The sequence below is a fragment of the Mesorhizobium sp. 43Arga genome (assembly GCF_053714255.1).
Window position 1 is genome coordinate 905,892 of record NZ_JBSKBO010000001.1, and the last position, 17,298, is coordinate 923,189.

Consider the following 17,298-nt stretch of genomic DNA (forward strand, 5'->3'; position numbering starts at 1 on the left):
TCTTTGAAGCAGTTGCTTCAGCGCGATCTGATCGAGCGCTGGAACTCCGCCGGCGTGCGTCCGTAGACCTGTCTGAACGACGCGCTGAAATGGCTGTGGCTGGAAAAGCCGAGGTCCATGCCGAGCGTGGTCAGATTGTCGTAGCGGCCAAGCAGGTCGAGCGCGCGCGCCAGCCGCAGGCGCAGATGATAGCGATAGAGCGGCATCGCTTCGACCTGCTGGAATATTTGCGTCAGATAGACCGGTGAGACGCCGACCTCGGCGGCAATCTCGGCCAGCGTCCAGCGCCGCGACAGATCCGACGCCAGCACCAGCTTGGCGCGGTCGACCAGCTTTTGCCGTCCGGGGCTGGCGCCCGCGATATGCGAGGTGCGCTCGCCGAGCGAGCGCCGCACCAGCGTCAGCGCCAGCGTCTCGGCCTCCAGCGTTTCGGCGACATTGCGGCTCAGGCTGTGGCGCAGCAGCGCCACCAAGGCCTGCGCGCGCGGATCGATGCGCCGGCGCTGGCGGCGAAACGCCAGGACGCCACCGGCGCGCAACTGGTCCTTCGCCGCCAGTTCCCGCAATTGGCCTTCTTCGATGACGAGGTCGAGGCAGGCGTCGCCGCCCTCGACAGGGTGGCTGATCTGGTAGGCCTCGGCCTCATTGAAGAACAGGAGCTGGTTGGCTTCCGCGACCGAGTCATTGCGGCCGACATGGCGCACGAAGACGCCGCGATAGGCAAACACCAGATGCGTCGCCGACGTGCACTCCTCATCGTTCCTGTGACGGCATTCGCCGCTACAGATGACATCCCGCACCCTGACGATGCCGGTGTCCAGAAGGAGCTGAATCGTGAATTGGGACATGGCCGTTGCGTTTTCGCTCGCGCCGGAGTGATTCCGGAATTGCGATGGGCACTCTATGCAAACCGCCTGCCCAATCCTGTCAGGAGACTTCTCGACGGACGCTTGTCAGTCCCACGGGCGACGCCTGAATTCCGAATAGGCTTCGCCGCGTGACAGACCGATGTCCTTGAGCTGTTCGTCTGTCATTTCCAGCAAGGCAACCCGGCTTCGGCGTTTCTCCATCTGGCGGGTGATCCATCTCGCCGCGGCGACGCATTGGGTGTGCAAGGCCTGCAGGGTGGTTTCGGTGCGGACTGGCGGCACCAGGGCCTGGCCAGCCAGGCGTTGTGCCGTTGCGGGATCGGTGCGCATGGCTCAATCCTCGCTCACGCCGACCGCTGAGGCGCCGGCCTCGTTCAGCGCCGTCGCGCATTCCTCGCAGCAGACCTCGACGGTCTTGCCGCCGACCTTGACGCGGATCGGGTTGGCATCCAGCTGGCAATCGCAGGCGGCGCAGGTTCTCTCGGTCATGATCTCATCTCCATGGCGTTCAATTCGACGCATTGAGATGAGCATTTCGGGACGGGCGGGGGCTGTCAGAATCTTTAGCGGTTTGCCTGCCGCGAGGAGCGGCCGGCCGATCATCCTGACAACGGTGTGTCAGCTATGCCGGCCTGTGAAGAGACCGCCGTCGGATCGTCCGAGCCGGGGATGAAGGCGTCGAAGGCGGCAAGGAATTGTTCGCGGTAGAGGTCGACCTCCTGCAGGATTTCGTGCTTCGAGCCGTCGATCATCAGCAGCGAACCAAGCCTCAGGCTTCTGGCGTAGGCTTCCACCGCCCTGGTCGAAACGACCCTGTCGGCGCCGGCGGCGATGATCAGCAGAGGCACTTGTATGCGGGCCATGAAGTCCGGGTCGCTGATGGCTTCCGACGCCTTTGCCGCCGCTTGCAGCCAGCGGATCGTCGGACCGCCAAGCGCCATTCGCGGATACTCTTCGTAGATGCGCGTGTTGCGGCGGTAGCGCTGCGGATCCGACGTCACCTTATTGGCCTCGAAAGGCAGCGTATGTCTGGGCCGTGGACCCCAGGCGGCATAGAGCCGGCCCAGCCCCAAGGCGCAGAAAACCGAACAGACGCGGCGGACCGTCCTGATCGAGACCGGCAGGTCGGGCAGGGTCAGGAATGGCGCGATCAGCACCATGCGGCGCACGCGGTTCACCATGGACGGCGCCGCAAGAAGCGCGATCACGGCCCCGGCTGAATGGGCGAGGATGTAATACGGGCCGCGGCAATCGGGTAGCACGATCTCCTCGAAGAACTGCTCCAGATCGGCCGTGTAGTCGCGGAAGGACCTGACATGGCCGCGCTGGCGATCGCGGATCAGCCGGTCGGAATCGCCCTGGCCGCGCCAATCGAGCGTGGCGACGCCAAAGCCGCGGGCGGCAAGGTCGCGGATGGTTTCGAAATATTTCTCGATGCATTCGTTGCGGCCGGACAGCACCACGACGGTGCCCCGCAGCGGGCGCGCCGCCGCCGCGAACAGGCCGTAGCGGATCTTCTTGCGGTCGCGCGTGGTGAAAAACCCGCCGGTGGCGTTTTCCGGTCGCGGATTGCCCTCGGTTTCGTGGAAAAGCGGCGTGTCGTGGAGAAGGTCCGTCATGCGGCGCTTTGTGCTCGGCGTCTTCAGGTGCCAGCCTGTCGCGGCTGGCCTCGTCAAGGTGATAGACGCCAATGCATCAAAAGCAAAGCAAATCCGGCTTGTGCCGGGACCCTGACGGGGAAGGCCGGAAGCCGCTCGAGGGCGTGCTTCCGGCCTCTGTCGATCCGGGAGGAAGGGACGTTAACACCCGGTTCGGCCTCGTTGCGGCGCCTCAGCAATCCGGCGCCGCCAATCCTTGATCCTGGAGCCACTTTAGCTGCGGCTGTCTGAACGGGCGCCGAAGCGCCGGTTCATCTGCCGTTCATCAAGGGGCAAGCCATTCCACTTTTTGCCGCCGGGCAAAAATCTTGAAATGCATTCGAGCGCTCCCCAAATGTGGAATGCGGTCGCCAATGTCGGGGCCGCTGGCCCTCCCGAAACGCCGCTTACGGGTTTCGCACCGGCCATACGCAAACCATGTTGCTCAAACAGGAGAACACCTCATGCGTCACGTTGATTTTTCCCCGCTTTACCGTTCGACCGTCGGCTTCGACCGTCTCTTCACCATGCTGGATTCGCTTGCGCAGCCCGATGGCGCGCAGACCTATCCGCCCTACAATATCGAGCGCACCGGTGAGGATTCCTACCGGATCTCCATGGCGGTCGCCGGCTTCTCGGACGAGGAAATCTCGATCGAAGCCCACCGCAACGTGCTGACCGTGAAGGGTGAGCGCAAGGACGAGGGTAACGGTGAAGGCTCCGAGCTGCTCTATCGCGGCATTGCCTCCAGGGCCTTCGAGCGCCGCTTCCAGCTTGCCGACCACGTTGAAGTCGTCGGCGCCACGCTGAAGAACGGCCTGCTCTTCGTCGACCTCAAGCGCAACATTCCCGAGGAACTGAAGCCGCGCAAGATCGCGATCACCTCGGCTCCGGCCAAGGCAAAGCAGATCGAGGCCAAGACCGCTGCGTAAATGTAGCCCAGGAACAGAAGCGTCTCCTCCCGAGACGGAAAGCGGCGCCGAAAGGCGCCGCTTTTTTGTTCTCTTTGTTTTGGGGCAATTCCTGTGGGAAACCGCCTCACACTTTTCCCGGAATTGCCCTGGGATATGGATTGTTATCCGGCGATCAGCTGGCCAAAACGGTCGACTTCCTCTGAAGTCGTGGCAAAGCTGGTGACGAAACGATAGAGCAGCTCGTCCTCGCCGATATGGCCGTCAAAGCCGTGCGGCTTGTGCCAGTCGTAGAAGGCCGCGCCCGCCGCCTGCAGCCTCCCGGCCTCGGTCTTCTTGATCACGGCGAACACCTCGTTGGCCTGCGGCAGCCAGGCCAGCTTGCCGTGGGCCGAATCCTCGATCGCCGCCGCGAGGCGGGCGGCCATGGCGTTGGCGTGGCGCGCTGTGTCGAGCCATTGGCCGTCCTCGAAATAGGCTTCGAACTGCGCGGCGACGAAGCGCGACTTCGAAAACAGCTGGGCGGCGCGCTTGCGCAGAAAGGCCAGTTCCTTGGCGCGGTCGAGGTCGAACAGCACGATCGCCTCGGCGCACCAGCAGCCATTTTTGGTGCCGCCGAAGGACAGGATGTCGACGCCGCGCTTCCAGGTCATTTCGGCCGGCGTCGTGTCGAGCGCCACCAGCGCATTGGCAAAGCGGGCGCCATCCATATGCAGCGGCACGGAATGCCGTTTTGCGATGGCCGCAATCGTCTCGATCTCATTGAGACCGTAGATGGTGCCAACCTCCGTCGACTGGGTGATCGAAACCGCCATTGGCCGTCCCCAGTGGACGATTTCCGGCGCGAAGCGGCCAATGGTCCCCTCCAGATTGTGCGGGTCGATCTTGCCCAGTGCGCCGTCGACGGCATGCAAGCGCGCGCCGCCGGAAAAATACTCCGGCGCGCCGCATTCGTCTTCGATGACATGCGATTCGCGATGGGCGAAGGAAATGCCGCCGGGTTTGTTGAATGTGGTCAGCGACAGAGAGTTGGCGGCGGTGCCGGTCGCCACGAAGAACACCGCGACCTCGCGTTCGAAAATCTCATTGAAGCGCTGGTATACCGCCTGGTCGAGCGCGCTGTCGCCATAGGCGGTGGCAAAGCCGCCGGCCGCGGCCGACAGGCCGGCAACGATATTGGGATGGGCGCCTGCCCAATTGTCGGAAGCGAAGAACATGCATCTGCCTATGTCTGGGAAAGATCGGGGTTTTGGGGAAAATCAGCACGGAGTTGAACGGTTCCAGGCGCCAACCGCAAGGGCCAGACGCCGGAAAACCGTTAAAGCCAGCCAAGCCGACGGGGCGTGGATCGGCGACTGAAGCTTACGTTTTCTCTCAACTTCACGTAATTTTATGTCGCGAAAGGCTCAAGTTTTTTGTGAATCGGTCTTGTGTGAGTCGGGGAATTCTGTCATAAAAATTTAGGACAGTAGTGCTGTCTTATTTTGTCGCACAAAACAGGCTGGATTGGCGTAACATATTGGCCTCTCCGGCTGTTGCTGCGAGCGACAGGTGGACGGCCGGACTCTGGCCTGTACGATACCAGACGCGAACCATGCGGAAAGCCGCCTGGTTCGGCAAGGATTTCGCAAGACGTGCCGCAAGGATCAGGGTGAGCCAAGCGCTTGCCGAGGCAAACCAGCGCCTGAAGGGCTGGAACGGAGGACAGGACAATGACGGACATGACGCTCTCTGCGACGAACGGCCAGGCCGCGCAGACGAAAGCGGCTGCCGTCAAAAATACGTCTCGAACCGACATTGGCCGAACCGACATCGGCCGAACCGGCTTTGCCCCACGGGGCCTCTACGATCCGCGCAACGAACATGATGCCTGCGGCGTCGGCTTCATCGTCAACATGAAGGGCGTGAAGTCGCATCAGATCGTGAAGGACGGGCTTGCCGTGCTCGAAAACCTGACGCATCGCGGCGCCGTCGGCGCCGACCCGCTGGTCGGCGACGGCGCCGGCGTGCTGGTGCAGCTTCCCGACCAGTTCTTCCGCGAGGAGATGGCGGTCCAGGGTATCGAACTGCCGCCGGCGGGCCAGTACGGCGTCGGACACTGGTTCATGCCGCAGGACGCCGCACTTCGCGCCCATATCGAGGACATCATCGCCGAATCGGCGCAGTCCGAAGGGCTGCCGCTCATCGGCTTCCGCGACGTGCCCGTCGACAATTCGTCGCTGTCGAAGGCGCCCGATATCGTCGCGTCCGAGCCGTTCCATCGCCAGGTCTTCATCGGCCGCACGGCCGAGATTCCCGATGACGAGGAATACGAGGCCCGGCTCTATCTGCTGCGCAAGGTCATTTCGGGCCGCATCTATGCCGAGAACGACAACAAGGACATCGGCGCCTATTGCGTGTCGCTGTCGGCGCGCACCATTGTCTACAAGGGCATGTTCCTGGCCTATCAGGTCGGCGCGTATTACAAGGATCTCAAGGACCCGCGCTTCGAGACCGCGCTGATCCTGGTGCACCAGCGTTTCTCTACCAACACCTTCCCGTCATGGAAGCTGGCGCATCCCTACCGCATGGTCGCCCACAATGGCGAGATCAACACGGTGCGCGGCAACAACAACTGGATGGCGGCGCGCCAGGCCTCGGTCGATTCCGAGCTGTTCGGCAACAACATCTCGAAGCTGTGGCCGATCTCCTATGACGGCCAGTCCGACACGGCGTGCTTCGACAATGCGCTCGAATTCCTGTTCCAGGGCGGCTATAGCCTCAGCCACGCCATGATGATGCTGATCCCGGAAGCCTGGGCCGGCAACAAGCTCATGGATGCCGATCGCAAGGCTTTCTACGAATACCATGCAGCCCTTATGGAGCCGTGGGACGGGCCGGCGGCGGTTGCCTTCACCGATGGCCGCCAGATCGGCGCCACGCTCGACCGCAACGGGCTGCGCCCGGCACGCTACATCGTCACCGACGATGACCGCGTCATCATGGCTTCCGAGGCCGGCGTGCTGCCGGTGCCGGAGGAGAGGATCGTGCAGAAGTGGCGGCTGCAGCCCGGGCGCATGCTTCTGATCGACCTTGCCAAGGGCCGCATCGTGCCCGACGAGGAGATCAAGTCGGAGATCGCCACCAGGCATCCCTACAAGACCTGGCTCGCCAACACGCAGCTCATCCTGGAAGATCTGAAGCCGGTCGAGCCGCGCGCGCTGCGCAAGGATGTCAGCCTGCTCGATCGCCAGCAAGCGTTCGGCTACACCCAGGAAGACACCAAGCTGTTGATGTCGCCGATGGCGACCACCGGGCAGGAAGCCGTTGGTTCGATGGGCACCGACACGCCGATCTCGGCGATGTCGGACAAGTCGAAGCTGCTCTACACCTATTTCAAGCAGAACTTCGCCCAGGTCACCAACCCGCCGATCGACCCGATCCGCGAGGAACTGGTGATGAGCCTGGTGTCCTTCATCGGACCACGGCCGAACATCTTCGACCTGGTCGGCAATTCGCGCCGCAAGCGGCTCGAAGTGCGCCAGCCGATCCTGACCAATGGCGATCTGGAGAAGATCCGTTCCATCGGCCACACCGAGGACCGTTTCGACACCAAGACCATCGACATCACCTATGGCTCGAATGAGGGCGCTGCCGGCATGCAGGGCGCCATCGACCGCCTGTGCGAACGCGCCGAGGCGGCAGTCGCCGGCGGCTACAACATCATCATCCTGTCCGATCGCCAGCTCGGGCCGGACCGCATCGCCATCCCGGCGCTGCTGGCGACGGCTGCGGTGCACCATCATTTGATCCGCAAGGGGCTGCGTACCTCCGTTGGCCTCGTCGTCGAATCCGGCGAACCGCGCGAAGTGCATCATTTCTGCTGCCTTGCCGGCTACGGCGCCGAAGCGATCAACCCCTATCTCGCCTTCGACACGCTCACCGACATGCACAAGCGCGGCGAGCTGCCGGAAGAGGTCGACGCCTACGAGGTGGTGTCGCGCTACATCAAGTCGATCGGCAAGGGCATCCTCAAGGTGATGTCCAAGATGGGCATCTCGACCTACCAGTCCTATTGCGGCGCGCAGATCTTCGACGCCATCGGGCTGAAGTCCGACTTCGTCGAGAAGTACTTTACCGGCACCGCGACGCTGATCGAAGGCGTCGGGCTGGACGAGGTCGCCGGCGAAACCGTCAGCCGCCACACGGACGGTTTCGGCAACGATCCGGTGCTGCGCAACAGCCTCGAAGTCGGCGGCGAATATCTCTTCCGCATGCGCGGCGAGGCGCATATGTGGTCGCCCGATGCGGTCGCCACCTTGCAGCACGCCGTGCGCCAGGGCTCGTGGGAAACCTTCAAGGACTATTCGGCGCAGATCGACAGCGAGACCGCCCGCGCGCAAACCATCCGTGGCCTGTTCAAGATCAGGCTGGCGGAGGAGACCGGCCGCGAGAAGGTCGCGCTCGACGACGTCATGCCGGCGGCCGAGATCGTCAAGCGCTTCTCGACCGGAGCGATGTCGTTCGGCTCGATCTCCAGGGAAGCGCACACCACGCTGGCGCGCGCCATGAACCAGATCGGCGGCAAGTCGAACACCGGCGAGGGCGGTGAAGAGGCCGACCGCTATTTGCCGCTGCCCGGCGGCGGCAAGAACCCGGAACGCTCGGCGATCAAGCAGGTCGCTTCGGGGCGGTTCGGCGTGACGGCCGAATATCTGGTCAATTCCGACGTCATGCAGATCAAGGTGGCGCAGGGCGCCAAGCCCGGCGAGGGCGGCCAGCTGCCCGGCCACAAGGTCGACGCGACCATCGCCAAGGTCCGGCATTCGACGCCGGGCGTCGGCCTGATCTCGCCGCCGCCGCATCACGACATCTATTCGATCGAGGATCTGGCGCAGCTGATCTACGATCTGAAGAACGTCAATCCGGCGGCCGATGTCTCGGTCAAGCTGGTGTCTGAAGTCGGTGTCGGCACGGTCGCGGCCGGCGTTGCCAAGGCGCGCGCCGACCACATCACCATCTCGGGTTATGATGGCGGCACCGGTGCGTCGCCGTTGACTTCGCTCAAGCATGCCGGTTCCCCATGGGAAATGGGTCTGGCCGAGACGCACCAGACGCTGGTGCTGAACGGCTTGCGTTCGCGTGTCGCGCTGCAGGTCGATGGCGGCTTGCGCACCGGGCGTGACGTCATCATCGGAGCGCTGCTCGGCGCCGACGAGTTCGGCTTCTCGACCGCGCCGCTGATCGCGGCCGGCTGCATCATGATGCGCAAGTGCCACCTGAACACCTGTCCGGTTGGCGTCGCCACCCAGGACCCGGTGCTGCGCAAGCGCTTCAAGGGCACGCCCGAGCATGTCATCAACTTCTTCTTCTACGTGGCGGAAGAGGTGAGGGCGCTGCTGGCCGAAATGGGCTATACCCATATCGACCAGATCATCGGCGACAGCGATCTTCTGGAAAAGCGCGACGTGATCCAGCACTGGAAGGCGCGTGGCCTCGACTTCTCGAAGATGTTCCACAAGCCCGATGCACCGCACGAAGCGGTGCACTGGACCGAGCGGCAGAAGCACCCGATCGACGACGTGCTCGATCGCAAGCTGATCGAGTTGGCCAAGCCCGCGCTGGAGGCCAAGCAGCCGGTCAAGATCGAGGTGGACATCCGCAATGTCGACCGTTCGACAGGCGCGATGCTGTCGGGTGAAGTCGCCAAGCGCTTCAAGCACAAGGGGCTGCGCGAGGACACGATCCAGGTGAAGCTCACCGGCACAGCCGGCCAGTCATTCGGCGCCTTCCTGGCGCGCGGCGTCTCGTTCGAACTCGTCGGCGCCGGCAACGACTATGTCGGCAAGGGCCTGTCGGGCGGGCGCATCGTCATCCGGCCGCCGGAAGAAGCCAGGATCGTCGCGGCCGACTCCATCATCGTCGGCAACACGGTGCTCTATGGCGCGACCGAAGGCGAAGCCTATTTCGCCGGCGTCGCTGGCGAGCGCTTCGCGGTGCGCAATTCGGGCGTCGCCGCCGTCGTTGAAGGCGTTGGCGACCATGGCTGCGAATACATGACCGGCGGTGTCGTCGTCGTCATCGGCAAGACCGGCCGCAACTTCGCCGCCGGCATGTCGGGCGGCGTCGCCTATGTGCTGGACGAAGCCGGCGATTTCGCCGAGCGCTGCAACATGGCCATGGTCGAACTGGAGCCGGTTCCGGAAGAAGACGACCTGATGGAAAGGCTGCTGCACCATGGCGGCGACCTCGACCACAAGGGCCGCGTCGACGTGTCGGGCGACATGACCAGCCATGACGAGGAACGGCTCTACCAGCTGATCTCGAACCATGTGCACTATACGGGGTCGGTGCGCGGCCGCGAGATCCTTGACGACTGGACGATTTTCCGGCCGAAATTCCGCAAGATCATGCCGGTCGAATACCGCCGCGCGCTGATCGAGATGGAACGCATGCGCATGGGCGTCGCGGCCGAATAGATCTGTGAGAATTGCCGGGGAGCCCAGGCTTCCCGGCCCCCTTCATCGACAGTTTGACCTCGGGCGCAAGGTTGCCATGGCTGCCTCAAGAGGTTAACGGGTGCGGCGAAAACCGCACCATCTGGACAGCAGGAACTGGACTATGGGCAAGGTAACAGGCTTTCTCGAAATCGACCGGCAGGTGCACAAGTACCAGCCGGCCTCCGACCGTATCCGGCATTTCCGCGAATTCACGCTGCCGATGTCGGACAAGGAGGTCGAGAAACAGGCCGCGCGCTGCATGGATTGCGGCATTCCGTTCTGTCACGGGCCGACCGGCTGTCCGATCCACAACCAGATCCCGGACTGGAACGACCTCGTCTACAACAGGGACTGGGACAACGCGATCCGCAACCTGCACTCGACCAACAATTTCCCGGAGTTCACCGGCCGCATCTGTCCCGCCCCTTGCGAGGAAGCCTGCACGCTGAATCTCGAAGACATTCCGGTCGCCATCAAGACGGTGGAACAGGCGATCGCCGACAAGGCTTACGAGACCGGCCACATCCGGCCCTATCCGCCGGAGAAGAAGACCGGCAAGCGGGTCGCCATCATCGGCTCCGGCCCGGCCGGCATGGCGGCCGCGCAGCAGCTCGGCCGCGCCGGCCATGACGTCCATGTCTATGAGCGCGAGAGCCGCCCGGGCGGGCTGATGCGTTACGGCATTCCCGACTTCAAGATCGAGAAGCACTATATCGACCGGCGCATCGAACAGATGCAGGGCGAGGGCGTGACCTTTCATTGCGGCGTCAATGTCGGTGTCGACAAGCCGGTGGCCGAACTGCTCGCCGAACATGACGCGGTGCTCTATTGCGGCGGCTCGGAAACGCCGCGTGCGGCCAACATTCCGGGTGACGATCTCGGCGGCGTGCATGACGCCATGCCCTATCTGGTGCAGCAGAACCGTCGCGTCGGCGGCGAGCCGATCCAGTCGGTGGCATGGCCCTCGCACCCGATCATCGCCGGCGGTCAGCATGTCGTCGTCGTCGGCGGCGGCGATACCGCCTCCGACTGCGTCGGCACCGCTTTCCGCCAGGGTGCGGTGCGCGTCACCCAGCTCGACATCCGCCCGCAGCCTCCCGAGAAGGAAGACAAGCTCGCCGTGTGGCCATACTGGGCGACCAAGATGCGCACCTCGTCCTCGCAGGCCGAGGGTGCGGAGCGCGAATTCCAAGTGGCGACGCTCGAATTCATCGGCGAGGACGGCCAGCTGACCGGCGTCAAATGCTGCGAGGTCGACGAGAAGCGCAAGCCGATCGCCGGCACCGAATTCGTCATCCGCGCCGATCTCGCCTTCATCGCCATCGGCTTTGCCGGACCGGCGATGGTGGGCGTGGCGAAGGAACTCGAGGGTGAGATGAAAATCACCACCGACAGCCGCCGCTCGCGGAATGTCGAGGCCAATGACCATGACTACAAGACCAGCGTCGACCGGCTCTACGCGGCGGGCGACGTGCGCCGTGGCCAGTCGCTGGTCGTCTGGGCGATCCGTGAAGGCCGCCAGGCGGCGCGCTCGATCGATGAGGCGTTGATGGGGACGAGCGTATTGCCCCGCTGAGTTGCGCGACGGTCTCAAGAACTCTGCGTGATTAAGGGGTGATCGCCGTCGTCGTGTCGGTCGCTGCGGCTGTCGCCGGCGGCTCGGCCTTCGGCGGCCAGGAGAAGTCGTCGGCGCGTCCTGGCGAAGCCTCCGGCGCCTTGCCTTCGATCACCAGTTTTTCACCGGGAAGCGCCGGATTGGCTTTTGCCGGGGGCGCGGCGCCGAGCAGTTCCGTGCCGCCGTCGAGCGCCGGGTCGCCGAGCAGCATGGGTGCGGTGCGGTCGATGACAATGGGTGCCGCTGCCGGCGCCGGTGCCTCGACGGGCACGCCCGCGGGTGCTGTCGCGGGGGCCACGCTGCCCGGCCCGGCCAGGCCCAGGATCTTCATTAGCGGCTTTTCGGTGTAGAAGGCGAGCTTGCGCTTGCCGGCTTTGGAGACGTTGATGCCGTCGTCGGCGCGCAGCCGCACCGGCTGGCCGTTCATGTCGGGGCCGTTGGTGACGAAGGCGCCATTCTCGTCGACGAACCCATCCCATACGTCGACGAATTCGCCGCCATGGCTTTCGGCGGCCTTGTGGTAGATGTCGTTGAAAGCCAGCATGTCGGAGGTCATCTTCGGTACCCGGAACGCTGGCAGGCCGACCCACAGGAAAGGCACCTTGGCGGTGGCGATGGCCTTGCCGAGTTCGTCGGTGCGGCGCTCATATTCCTTGGTCCAGTTCTCGGACCGGGGCTGCTCGCGCACGTCCCCCACCTTCATCTGCTGGCGGTCGTTGGAGCCCAGCATGACAACGACCGCGGCCGGTTTCTCGGTCTCGATCAGCGATTTGATCTGTTCGGGCCAGTTGTAGAAATCATCGCGCACGAAGCCGGATGAACCATTGGAGCGCGCGACGATCCTAACGGCCGGGTTGTCGGCAAAGGCTATGTCCAGGCCTTCGGCGAGGCCCGACGCCATGAAGTCGCCGACGACCAGGACGATGCGGGCATCTGGCGCCTTTTCCGCTATCGGTGTTTGTGGTTCGACCGGCGCACGCGGAACCCTTGGTTTACGCGGCTTTGGTTTTGCCTTCTGGATGTCGAGCGGCGGTTCGATCCGCTCGTTGCGGCGCGGAAACAGAAGGTCGCGCAACGACCAGCCACGATTTTGCTGCGGCTGCTCCTGCGCCATGGCCGGCACATGGAAGGCACCGGCGACGCCGATCGCCAACAGGACGATCGCCAGAAAAAGGATCGGCGTGCGACGAGCAAGGATCGCGATACGCGCGGCCGAAACCAATCACTCCTCCATCCCCTTGTGCCGGGTCCCGCGAACCGGAGCCGGTTTTGCGGCGGGGCGCAAGTTCAAAGTGCCGTGGCGCCTGATATGCGCGCCTAAAATGCGCGCGGCGCCATGGCCGGCTCTATTTTTGTCTGAGCCATTTGAGCACTTCCATGCTCGGATAGCCGTCCTGGGTCAAGCCGACCTTGGCCTGATAGGTCATGATGGCTGTTTTCGTGCCGTCACCGATCTTGCCGTCGAACTTGCCGTCATAAAGCCCGTGCTGCGAAAGCCGCTTCTGCAGCTCTTGCCTTTCCTCGAAGGTGAGCTTGGTGAAGGGCCGCTTCCAATCCTGGACAAGGCCGCTGCCACCGGCGATCTCGTCGGCGAGAAGGCCAACGGCCAGGGCATATTTGTCGGCATTGTTGTACGCCTTGATGACCGAGAAATTCCGGACCATCAGGAAGGCCGGACCGCCACGGCCGTCCGGCACTTTCAGCGTCGCCTTGTCGGTAGGGTTCTTGAACGGCTTGCCGCTCGCCCTGACGACGCCAAGCGCCTGCCATTGCGCCAGCGTCTTCGATCCGCCCGGCAGCTTGCCGGACGGTATGGTGACTTCGTAACCCCAGGTCTTGCCGGCTTGCCAGCCATTCTTCTTCAACAGATTGGCTGATGTCGCCAGCGCATCGGGGATGGAATTCCAGATGTCGCGCTTGCCGTTGCCGTCCATGTCGACGGCATAATGCTGGTAACTGGTGGGGATGAACTGGGTCTGGCCCATGGCGCCGGCCCAGGAGCCCATCAGATGGCTTTCGTCAATGTCGCCGGTCTGCAGGATCTTCAAGGCCGCGACCAGCTGGGTGCGGGCATATTTCGACCGCTTCGGGTCGCCGTAGCCCAGAGTCGCCAGAGACCGGATGACGTTGCGCATGATGTCGTCGCGCTTGAGGATCTCGCCATAGTTCGATTCCATCGACCAGATGGCCAGCAGAATGTAGCGGTCGACACCGAATCGGGCCTCGATCCTGTCCAGCCACGGCTTCCATTTCTTCGCCATCTGCTGCCCGACGGCGACCGACTGGTCGTGGACGCGGTTGTCGAAATAGTCCCAGGCGGGGGCTGTGAATTCCGGCTGGGTGCGCGCCTTCTCCAGCACGACCGGATCGGGCTCCTTGATGTCCCTGAAAGCCTGGTCGTAGACAGCGCCGGAGACACCGCCGGCGACAGCGGTGGCGCGGAAGCCGGCGACCCATTGGCGGAAACCGGCGTCGGCGAAAGCGGGTCCGGCAGGCATCAGCAGAGCGAGCGAGAAGCTGGCGGCCGTCATGACGCTGGTGAAACGTTTTGCGGCATTGCGAACGGACATGTTTTCCTCCTTCTCTGTCTCAGGAAAGACCATTCATCGCCGAACCGGGTTAGGAATTAGTTTACCATAGGCGTCGCCTGGAACGAAAAGACACCTCGATGCTTTAACCGGTGGAAGTTTCCCTCACCCGCCCCAGTAATCTTCAATTCCGGCGTGAAAATGTCGCGAGACGGGGATTGCGGAGCCGGCCAGCAAACGGATAATTGAAGGCATGAAGAGAGTTCGCAAGGCAGTTTTCCCGGTCGCCGGTCTCGGCACGCGGTTCCTCCCGGCCACCAAGGCTGTTCCCAAGGAAATGCTGACCGTCGTCGACCGGCCGGTCATCCAATATGTGGTCGATGAGGCGCGCGAGGCGGGCATCGAACATTTCATCTTCGTGACCGGCCGCAACAAGGCGGTCATCGAGGACCATTTCGATATCCAGTTCGAGCTCTATGACACGCTCGCCCAGCGTGGCAAAGACGAGCAGCTGGCCCGCCTGCAGCGGCTGCAGCCGGCGCCGGGGCAGACCAGCTTCACCCGCCAGCAGGTGCCGATGGGCCTCGGCCATGCCGTCTGGTGTGCGCGCGAACTGGTCGGCGACGAGCCGTTCGCGCTGCTCTTGCCCGACATGATCATGCAGTCGGAAAAGAGTTGCATGAAGTCGATGGTCGAGCTCTACGAGGAAACCGGCAACAACATCATTGCCGTGCAGGAATGCGACCCGGCGGAGGCCCACAAATACGGAATCGTCGGCCGTGGCGAGGATACGCATCACGGCTTCCGCATCACCGAGATGGTGGAGAAGCCGAAGACCGGCACGGCGCCGTCCAACCTCTACATCAACGGTCGCTACATCCTGCAGCCCGAGATCTTCAAGATCCTCGAAGGTCAGGAAAAGGGAGCCGGCAACGAGATCCAGCTCACCGACGCGATGCTGAAGCTGGAGAAGCAGCAGGCCTTTTACGGCTACCATTATCAGGGCCGCACCTTCGACTGCGGTTCCCCGGAAGGTTTCGTCGAGGCCAACGTCGCCTTTGCGCTGTGGCGCAGCGACATGAATGAGAGCATGGCCGGGGTGATCCGCACGCTTCTCGACGAGATGAAGCCATCAGAGCGACGTGGGGCTGCGTATTAGGCCACACCTTCGTCCACGGGCGGAGCAGGAAGCTTCGTCGCGGAGACCCCCTGGAGCTGCTCCGTTCGCGGTCCTGAACGATGTCTCCAGGCCCACCACCGCGGAGGCGCTCATAAGTCGCGGCATGGCCTGGGGTCTGCGCCGCGTCGCTTCGCTCCTTGCTACGCCCCAGGATGACGAAGATCAGACGTCCTCAGCGCTGCACTTTCAGGCCGAGATAGATGCTGTTGGCGGTGTAGTCGCGGCCGGGCAGGTTGCTGGTCAGCTTTTCGGTTCTCACCCGGGTGGTCAGGCCGGCATAGCGGTTCAGCCACCAGGTCAGCCCGGTCTCGGCGCTCAGGATCCTGTCATGGCCATCGATGCCGACATAGTCGCGCCAGTCGAGGCCCAGGGCCGCATTCGCGACAAGGTTGGCACGGATCTGCCGTTCACCGGTCAGGCGGCCGGAATAGAGGATATCGCCGCTTTCGCCCGCCGAGGTGGTGGTCTCGACCGTGGTCTTGCCGGTCAGGCCGATCGTGGTGCCGCGCTCCGGCGACCATTTGAGGTCGGCGTTGACGGTGGCGCCCGAAATCGCCCCCAGGCTCTTGTCGTCGATCGCCTCCCGCAGCCAGCCGGCGGAGAATTCGCCTGACAGCTTCTCACCCATGTCGAGCTGCAGGCCGGCGCGGGCGCCGAGGCGCGAGGAGGAACGCTCGAAGCCTTCATTGTCGATGCGCTGATCGTAGGCCCGGCGGCCGACCTCGATTTCGGTGAACGGGGTGAGGGCCGGAGAGATTTCGTAGCCGGTGCGTAAAGTCGCCGTGTAGAGCGTGTTGTCCCGATCCTTCTGCGACAGCGTGGTGCCGTCCGAAAGCTCGGCGTCGCCATAGAAGTCGTGCGAGACCGCACCGGTCAGCGTGTACCGCATCTTGCCGACGGCCTTTTCGACGCCAAGGCTGCCGTCGATCGTCTGCCGCAACGGCTGGCTGCTGACGCCGGCAATGGCGTTGGGCGAGGACGCCGTTTCCGGCACGGCCTCATAGCCGAGCTTGGCGATGGCGCGCAACTCGTTGTCGAGGTCGACATTGAGCTGGCCTTCGATGCGGCCTTGCGCATTGTGAACCCGGTAGCCCGACACGGTCTCGCGGAACAGGCCATAGCCGTCGATGGTGGCGGAGTTTTCGCGCCAGTCGGAAACGGCGGTAAAGCGCAATGCCGTTTCGGACAGCAGTGCCGACGTGCCGGCGCTGCTCGAATCGCCGTTCGTGGTGGCGGTCATGCCCTGTTCGATCGACGGGCGGATGACGAAGGAGCCCCATTTGACGCCGGTGGGCTGGAACGGATCTTCCTCGGCTTTCTTGTTCTGGCCTTCGATGGCGGCGGTGCGTTCGGCGCCGGGGTCGAGCTTCTGCCTGTCGGCGCTGTCGATGGTGAGGGCGCGACGGTTCGCTGCTTCCTGATCCGTCGTGGTGCTGCCGGTATCGTCGGTCGCGGCTTGAGTGGTGTCCGTGGTCGCGGTGGTGGCCTTCTTCTTTCTCTTCGACTTGCCGGTCGTCTTGGCGTCCGCCTTGGTCTTGTCCTGACCGGCCGTGTTCTGGCCAGCGCTCGGCGAACGGCGGCGAGGCTTGGGCGGCGTCGGATTGTCGGTGGACGTGTCGTCTGTCCCCTGCGGCGGATCGAAAATGCTGCCGGTGGCGGCATCCGTGCCCGGGTCGTCGGGGACGGCGCCGGCGCTGGCCGGCAAATAGGTGCGCGGCGGCGTATCGTCCTGCGCTGTGTTGGCCGGCTGTTGCCGGCCTTGGGTGGCAAGGGCGAGCTGCCTTGCCTTGCGCTGCTGGTCGGACCGAATCGCCGATTCGGAAACCTCGCCGCGCAGCTCCGTTTCCTGGGCGTGGAGAGGTGCCGGGCGCAGCAAAGCGAGCACACTGGTCGCCAGCAGCAAAGCGCAGACCGCCTTGCCCTGTCGTCCTCTTGATTTTTCTGGCTGGGCCCCGGACATCGCCACCACTGCTTGCGCGGCGCTGTGCGCGCCATACTTACCGAACCGTAAATGGGGATGGTTAACGGAGGGTTGAGGCGGCGATCGTTCGTCCGGTTAAAGTGCCGCTGTTTGCGGGA

The 17,298-nt window shown here is 63.8% G+C and carries 12 protein-coding genes; 4 read left to right on the plus strand and 8 right to left on the minus strand.

Annotated elements, in window-relative coordinates; genetic code table 11:
- Positions 1–17: 17 nt before the first annotated feature.
- The 4 genes from ACWGS8_RS04525 to ACWGS8_RS04540 all read right to left on the minus strand — a co-directional run bounded on the left by ACWGS8_RS04525 (position 18) and on the right by ACWGS8_RS04540 (position 2,488).
- Positions 18–848 carry a helix-turn-helix transcriptional regulator gene (locus tag ACWGS8_RS04525; RefSeq protein ID WP_454579785.1) on the minus strand — a complete coding sequence of 277 codons (831 nt, stop codon included), beginning with the start codon at positions 846–848 and terminating at the stop codon, positions 18–20.
- 105 nt (positions 849–953) lie between these two features.
- Entirely contained in the window at positions 954–1,199 is a 246-nt protein-coding gene (locus ACWGS8_RS04530) for a DUF1127 domain-containing protein (protein ID WP_454579786.1), read from the minus strand.
- Between the two features lie 3 nt (positions 1,200–1,202).
- Positions 1,203–1,358, minus strand: a complete 156-nt coding sequence (locus ACWGS8_RS04535; protein ID WP_454579787.1) for a hypothetical protein — start codon at positions 1,356–1,358, stop codon at positions 1,203–1,205.
- Between the two features lie 110 nt (positions 1,359–1,468).
- Positions 1,469–2,488 (minus strand): alpha/beta fold hydrolase, encoded by a 1,020-nt coding sequence (locus ACWGS8_RS04540; protein WP_454579788.1) that lies wholly within the window; start codon positions 2,486–2,488, stop codon positions 1,469–1,471.
- A 482-nt stretch (positions 2,489–2,970) separates the two neighbouring features.
- Between ACWGS8_RS04540 and ACWGS8_RS04545 the strand changes: the two genes are divergently transcribed.
- On the plus strand, positions 2,971–3,438 hold the full coding sequence (locus tag ACWGS8_RS04545; RefSeq protein ID WP_010911365.1) for an Hsp20 family protein: 468 nt from the start codon (positions 2,971–2,973) through the stop codon (positions 3,436–3,438).
- A gap of 143 nt (positions 3,439–3,581) precedes the next feature.
- On the opposite strand, the gene ACWGS8_RS04550 is transcribed toward ACWGS8_RS04545, so the two are convergent.
- A complete protein-coding gene (locus ACWGS8_RS04550; protein WP_454579789.1) occupies positions 3,582–4,634 on the minus strand; it encodes a threonine aldolase family protein in 1,053 nt (350 codons plus the stop codon).
- Positions 4,635–5,129: 495 nt separating this feature from the next.
- Here ACWGS8_RS04550 and gltB point away from each other — a divergent pair, with 495 nt between their 5' ends.
- Both gltB and ACWGS8_RS04560 read left to right on the plus strand, forming a co-directional pair.
- Positions 5,130–9,875 carry a glutamate synthase large subunit gene (gene gltB, locus ACWGS8_RS04555; RefSeq protein WP_454579790.1) on the plus strand — a complete coding sequence of 1,582 codons (4,746 nt, stop codon included), beginning with the start codon at positions 5,130–5,132 and terminating at the stop codon, positions 9,873–9,875.
- Positions 9,876–10,017: 142 nt separating this feature from the next.
- On the plus strand, positions 10,018–11,472 hold the full coding sequence (locus tag ACWGS8_RS04560; RefSeq protein WP_454579791.1) for a glutamate synthase subunit beta: 1,455 nt from the start codon (positions 10,018–10,020) through the stop codon (positions 11,470–11,472).
- Between the two features lie 31 nt (positions 11,473–11,503).
- On the opposite strand, the gene ACWGS8_RS04565 is transcribed toward ACWGS8_RS04560, so the two are convergent.
- Positions 11,504–12,733, minus strand: a complete 1,230-nt coding sequence (locus ACWGS8_RS04565; RefSeq protein ID WP_454579792.1) for an SGNH/GDSL hydrolase family protein — start codon at positions 12,731–12,733, stop codon at positions 11,504–11,506.
- 124 nt (positions 12,734–12,857) lie between these two features.
- Entirely contained in the window at positions 12,858–14,081 is a 1,224-nt protein-coding gene (locus ACWGS8_RS04570) for a lytic murein transglycosylase (protein WP_454579793.1), read from the minus strand.
- Between the two features lie 202 nt (positions 14,082–14,283).
- Between ACWGS8_RS04570 and galU the strand changes: the two genes are divergently transcribed.
- Complete coding sequence (galU, locus tag ACWGS8_RS04575) at positions 14,284–15,198, plus strand: UTP--glucose-1-phosphate uridylyltransferase GalU (protein ID WP_454580116.1); 915 nt, start codon at positions 14,284–14,286, stop codon at positions 15,196–15,198.
- 193 nt (positions 15,199–15,391) lie between these two features.
- Here galU and ACWGS8_RS04580 read toward each other — a convergent pair whose 3' ends face one another.
- The gene (locus tag ACWGS8_RS04580; protein ID WP_454579794.1) at positions 15,392–17,179 is read right to left on the minus strand and encodes an outer membrane beta-barrel protein; all 1,788 of its coding nucleotides are present in this window, start codon (positions 17,177–17,179) and stop codon (positions 15,392–15,394) included.
- Between the last annotated feature and the right edge of the window lie 119 nt (positions 17,180–17,298).

Excerpts from the sequence above, each read along its gene's own strand:
- ACWGS8_RS04525 (WP_454579785.1), bottom strand. The coding sequence starts at position 848 with ATGTCCCAATTCACGATTCAGCTCCTTCTGGACACCGGCATCGTCAGG.
- ACWGS8_RS04530 (WP_454579786.1), bottom strand. The coding sequence starts at position 1,199 with ATGCGCACCGATCCCGCAACGGCACAACGCCTGGCTGGCCAGGCCCTG.
- ACWGS8_RS04535 (WP_454579787.1), bottom strand. The coding sequence starts at position 1,358 with ATGACCGAGAGAACCTGCGCCGCCTGCGATTGCCAGCTGGATGCCAAC.
- ACWGS8_RS04540 (WP_454579788.1), bottom strand. The coding sequence starts at position 2,488 with ATGACGGACCTTCTCCACGACACGCCGCTTTTCCACGAAACCGAGGGC.
- ACWGS8_RS04545 (WP_010911365.1), top strand. The coding sequence starts at position 2,971 with ATGCGTCACGTTGATTTTTCCCCGCTTTACCGTTCGACCGTCGGCTTC.
- ACWGS8_RS04550 (WP_454579789.1), bottom strand. The coding sequence starts at position 4,634 with ATGTTCTTCGCTTCCGACAATTGGGCAGGCGCCCATCCCAATATCGTT.
- gltB (WP_454579790.1), top strand. The coding sequence starts at position 5,130 with ATGACGGACATGACGCTCTCTGCGACGAACGGCCAGGCCGCGCAGACG.
- ACWGS8_RS04560 (WP_454579791.1), top strand. The coding sequence starts at position 10,018 with ATGGGCAAGGTAACAGGCTTTCTCGAAATCGACCGGCAGGTGCACAAG.
- ACWGS8_RS04570 (WP_454579793.1), bottom strand. The coding sequence starts at position 14,081 with ATGTCCGTTCGCAATGCCGCAAAACGTTTCACCAGCGTCATGACGGCC.
- ACWGS8_RS04580 (WP_454579794.1), bottom strand. The coding sequence starts at position 17,179 with ATGTCCGGGGCCCAGCCAGAAAAATCAAGAGGACGACAGGGCAAGGCG.